General features: G+C 39.8%; 1 protein-coding gene and 2 pseudogenes. All 3 read left to right on the forward strand.

Annotation, left to right across the window (positions count from 1 at the left end; translation table 11 throughout):
- Positions 1-407, forward strand: a pseudogene (locus MCQ_RS08490) (ATP-dependent chaperone ClpB); the annotation flags it as partial.
- 812 nt (positions 408-1,219) lie between these two features.
- Entirely contained in the window at positions 1,220-1,591 is a 372-nt protein-coding gene (locus MCQ_RS08495; protein ID WP_006924794.1) for a hypothetical protein, read from the forward strand.
- Between the two features lie 6 nt (positions 1,592-1,597).
- Positions 1,598-1,795, forward strand: a pseudogene (locus MCQ_RS09010) (AAA family ATPase); the annotation flags it as partial.

Raw genomic sequence — 1,795 nt, forward strand, 5'->3', positions numbered from 1 at the left:
CGCTGCCTGAGGGACAAACAACCGATCAGGCAAAAAATGATGTCATGAATGTTGTGAAAGCAGCTTTCCGTCCTGAATTTTTAAACCGTATTGATGAGATTATTCTCTTTCAGAGATTGCAACGCCACGATATGGAAGCAATCGTCGATATTCAAATCAAACAGTTACAAAATTTACTCAATGAACGCAAAATAACTTTGCAAATCGAACCAGAGGTGCGACAATTCCTCGCAAATAAAGGGTATGATCCTCTCTATGGGGCGCGTCCTCTCAAGCGCATTATTCAAAAAGAAATACAAGATCCAATGGCTGAAGATATCTTGTTTGGAAATATTCCTGATGAAACAACCGTTAAAATTACAAAACAAGGAGATCGTTTGGTGTTTTCGCCCATAACACAAAAATAGGTTGCGAGCTGGAAGAATGATAAGGAGAGCATAAAAAACTTGACAAGGTTAATCTCAACAGATAAAATAGCTACATAATTACAATTGCGCGTTTTTATCAAGCCAGCGAAATTACGTTGGAAAAATCAACAAAAATCAGTAAGAAAAGAAAAAGAAGACTCTTCGTAAGAGAACAGCGCGCCCTCAATAAGCTGCAAATCAGTCGTAAATCAGTCGAGTGATAAGTTGGAGATGAATGCGTAAAGTGTTTATCGTTTATCAGAAAAACGTTTGTCAAAATGTATAAGGTTTGTCACGTATAAGGTTTGTCACAACGTGTCAAATGAGGCGACGGTATCAAATCAGGCGATAACAGTGATGGCGATAACAGTGATAAAGAGCGCGAAAAGTAAGCCAGATAACCAGATAAACAAAACCGATAACCAATAAACAAAAAAGTCAGTCAGAAAATTCAACCGGTATTAAATCCGTAAAGTGGAAATTGAGCTGGTGAAGCCGGTGAAAAATAAAAATAACCTAAACAGAAGTGCGTAGATGAGAGGGAATGTTTCTGATTTAAGATTTTCCAAGTTTGTGTGCTTTTCCTTGTTTGGGTTTTTCGGAATTTCCGATTTTTCCTGAATTTTATTGTCTGTGCAGTGAAAAAGATTTCTAGGGGAGGTGTTTCTCTGGAGAGGGGATGATTGAGGTAATTTCTATTGTGTGCTGCTTTTATGTGGGGGTGCAATGTTGTTAAGCCGTATTGGCTTTTTTCACTTTATTGACTGATTTCTTTCTAAAAAATGATTCTATACTTTATGTGAAAGAAGATAATGGTGACAGAGGAACGTTGCCTTCCCTTACGTCGGAGAGGGCGCTCAAAAGGTGCTTTGAATAAAACAACAAGGCGGTTTAATGAAGCCCTTCTTACAGCTGCTGAACAAGCTGGCTATCACTATGGTGAAGATGGGCTGGTATCCTATCTTCAATATCATGCACTCAATAATCCAGTGCCTTTTTTTTCACTTCTCGCAAAGGTTTTACCTCTGCAACTGACTGGAGAGGGCGGAGAGGCTGTTAAAACTATTTCGCGTGTTGAAATTGTGCCCGTGATTTCAAAGGATATGAAGCCTGAGGGGGATATGAAGCCTGAGGGGAATGTGAAGTCTGAGGGGGATGTGAAACCGCAGGGGAGTGAAGCCTGAGGGCTGTTGTTTGATGAGGGACGATTGATCGATAATCAAGGATATACCGTCGATTTTCGCAATACCCTCCTCATTATGATTTCAAATCTTGGTGCTGAGTTTTTAACCACGCTGCCTGAGGGACAAACAACCGATCAGGCAAAAAATGATGTCATGAATGTTGTGAAAGCAGCTTTCCGTCCTGAATTTTTAAACCGTATTGAT

Source organism: Candidatus Bartonella washoeensis Sb944nv (assembly GCF_000278135.1).
Taxonomy (GTDB): Bacteria; Pseudomonadota; Alphaproteobacteria; order Rhizobiales; family Rhizobiaceae; genus Bartonella; species Bartonella washoeensis.